We start from the raw sequence: 2,013 nt of genomic DNA, 5'->3' as shown, positions 1-2,013 counted from the left end.
CGGCGTCGTCGGGCTCGACCTCACGGTCGCGGGTATCGACGCGGCGGTCGGAGAGGTGGTCTCGATCGCGTCCCCCCGCGGCGGCGACCCGCTCTACGCCGAGGTCGTCGCCCTGCGCGAGGGCGGTCTCTCCTGCACTCCGCTCGGCGCCCTGACCGGCGTACGCGTCGGCTCGCCGGTCCGGGCGACCGGCGCCCCGCTGCAGGTCCCCGTCGGCGCCGAGCTGCTCGGCCGCGTCCTCGACGGCCTCGGCCGCCCGATGGACGGCGGCCCGTCGGTCGCCGGCCTCGAGCACGTCGACGTCGAGAACACGCCGCCGAACTCGCTGCTCCGCTCCAAGGTCGACCGCCCGGTCTCACTGGGCGTGCGCGCCATCGACACGATGACCGCCATCGGCCGCGGCCAGCGCATGGGCATCTTCGCCGGCTCCGGCGTCGGCAAGTCCACCCTGATGTCGATGATCGCCCGCGGCACCGAGGCCCAGGTCAACGTCGTGGCGCTGGTCGGCGAGCGCGGACGAGAGGTCCGCGAGTTCCTCGAGCACGACCTCGGCCCCGAGGGCCTGGCCCGCTCGATCGTCGTCATCGCGACCTCGGACGAGCCGCCCATGGTCCGGCTGCGCGCGGCCTTCGTGGCGACCCGCATCGCCGAGTGGTTCCGCGACCAGGGCGCGGACGTCGTCCTGATGATGGACTCGCTCACGCGTGTCGCCATGGCCCAGCGCGAGGTCGGCCTCTCCGCCGGCGAGCCGCCGACCACCAAGGGCTACCCGCCGAGCACCTTCGCCCTGCTCCCGCGCCTGCTCGAGCGCGCCGGGCCTGGCATCGAGGGCTCGATCACCGGCCTCTACACGGTCCTCGTCGACGGCGACGACCACAACGAGCCCATCGCCGACGCCGCGCGCTCGATCCTCGACGGCCACCTCGTGCTGACCCGCAAGCTGGCGACGGCCGGGCACTTCCCGTCGATCGACGTGCTCGAGTCGATCTCCCGTGTCGCCTCCGCCGTCACCACGCCCGGCCAGAAGGCCGCGGCGACCGAGGTCCGCCGCCTGATGGCCGCGTACCGCGACGCCCGGGACCTCATCGAGATCGGCGCGTACGCCGCCGGCAGCAACCCCGACGTCGACCGCGCCGTCGCGATGATGCCGGCCATCAACGCCTTCCTCCGCCAGGAGGTCGGCGACGTCACCAGCGCCGCGGAGTCCTTCGAGATGCTGCAGCGCATCGCAGCAGGGATGTGAGATTCATGAAGCGCAAGTCTCCTCTCGCAACCCTGCTGCGCGTACGCCGCCTGCAGGAGGACGTCGCCAAGGCCGAGGTCGCGCGCGCCCGCATCGAGGCGGCGATGGCCGACGACGTGGCGGCGGCGCGCGAGAACTCGCTCTCGCGCTCGCGCCCCGCCGAGGGCGACCCCCGCGCGTTCGTGGCCAGCATGGTCGCGTCCCGCTCGCTCGCGTTCGAGGCGGCGATGATGCGCCGGGCCGCGCAGGAGGCCCACTCCGGCGTCCAGCTGCGCCTGGCCGACTGGTCGGCGGCCGCCGGCCGGGCCGAGGGCGTGGAGCGTGTCGTGACCCGGCACCACGAGGAGTACGTCGCCGAGGCCATGGCGGCCGAGCAGGCCGAGCGTGACGACCTGACCGGTGCCGCGTGGCAGCGGCGCAAGGGCGACGACCGCTCGTAGCCCCGTCCCGGACACGGCGAGGCCCGCCCTCCTGGTCGGAGTGCGGGCCTCGTCCGGGCGGTGCGGGGGTCAGGCCGGGTTCTCGAACGTCCCCGGGCTGGCGTCGGTCGCGGTGAACTCCTCGGTGCGCTCGCGGCTCGCCTCGCCCAGCGCACGGCGCACGCCCTCGACGTCGTGGTCCTTCGTGTAGACCGGCGTGCCCGGCTGCTGGCGCCACGAGTCGTCCAGCCCGCCGGCGTCCACCGCGTCGAAGCCGAGCTCGTCCACGAGCGCCATGACCTTCGCCTTCGCGGCGGCGTCGTCGCCCGCGACGGGCAGCGCGATCCGCCC

At 74.6% G+C, this 2,013-nt stretch carries 2 protein-coding genes and 1 pseudogene; 2 read left to right on the top strand and 1 reads right to left on the bottom strand.

The features are described from left to right. Together G9H71_RS22400 and G9H71_RS22395 are read left to right on the top strand one after the other, a co-directional pair. Positions 1–1,243 (top strand): FliI/YscN family ATPase (locus tag G9H71_RS22400; RefSeq protein ID WP_166284965.1); only part of this gene is annotated, 1,243 nt, incomplete at its 5' end. A gap of 5 nt (positions 1,244–1,248) precedes the next feature. Continuing rightward, positions 1,249–1,683, top strand: a complete 435-nt coding sequence (locus G9H71_RS22395) for a hypothetical protein (protein WP_166284964.1) — start codon at positions 1,249–1,251, stop codon at positions 1,681–1,683. A gap of 69 nt (positions 1,684–1,752) precedes the next feature. On the opposite strand, the pseudogene G9H71_RS22390 reads toward G9H71_RS22395, so the two are convergent. Further along, a pseudogene (locus tag G9H71_RS22390) lies at positions 1,753–2,013 on the bottom strand (NADP oxidoreductase); the annotation flags it as partial.

Origin of the sequence: Motilibacter deserti (genome assembly GCF_011250635.1) — a bacterium.
Classification (GTDB): Bacteria; Actinomycetota; Actinomycetes; order Motilibacterales; family Motilibacteraceae; genus Motilibacter_A; species Motilibacter_A deserti.
The sequence above is the reverse complement of the archived record's forward strand: the minus strand, read 5'-3'. Positions and strand labels throughout refer to the sequence as shown.

Bases quoted from the DNA above. Each gene is read 5' to 3' on its own strand.
- G9H71_RS22395 (WP_166284964.1), top strand. From the start codon at position 1,249: ATGAAGCGCAAGTCTCCTCTCGCAACCCTGCTGCGCGTACGCCGCCTG.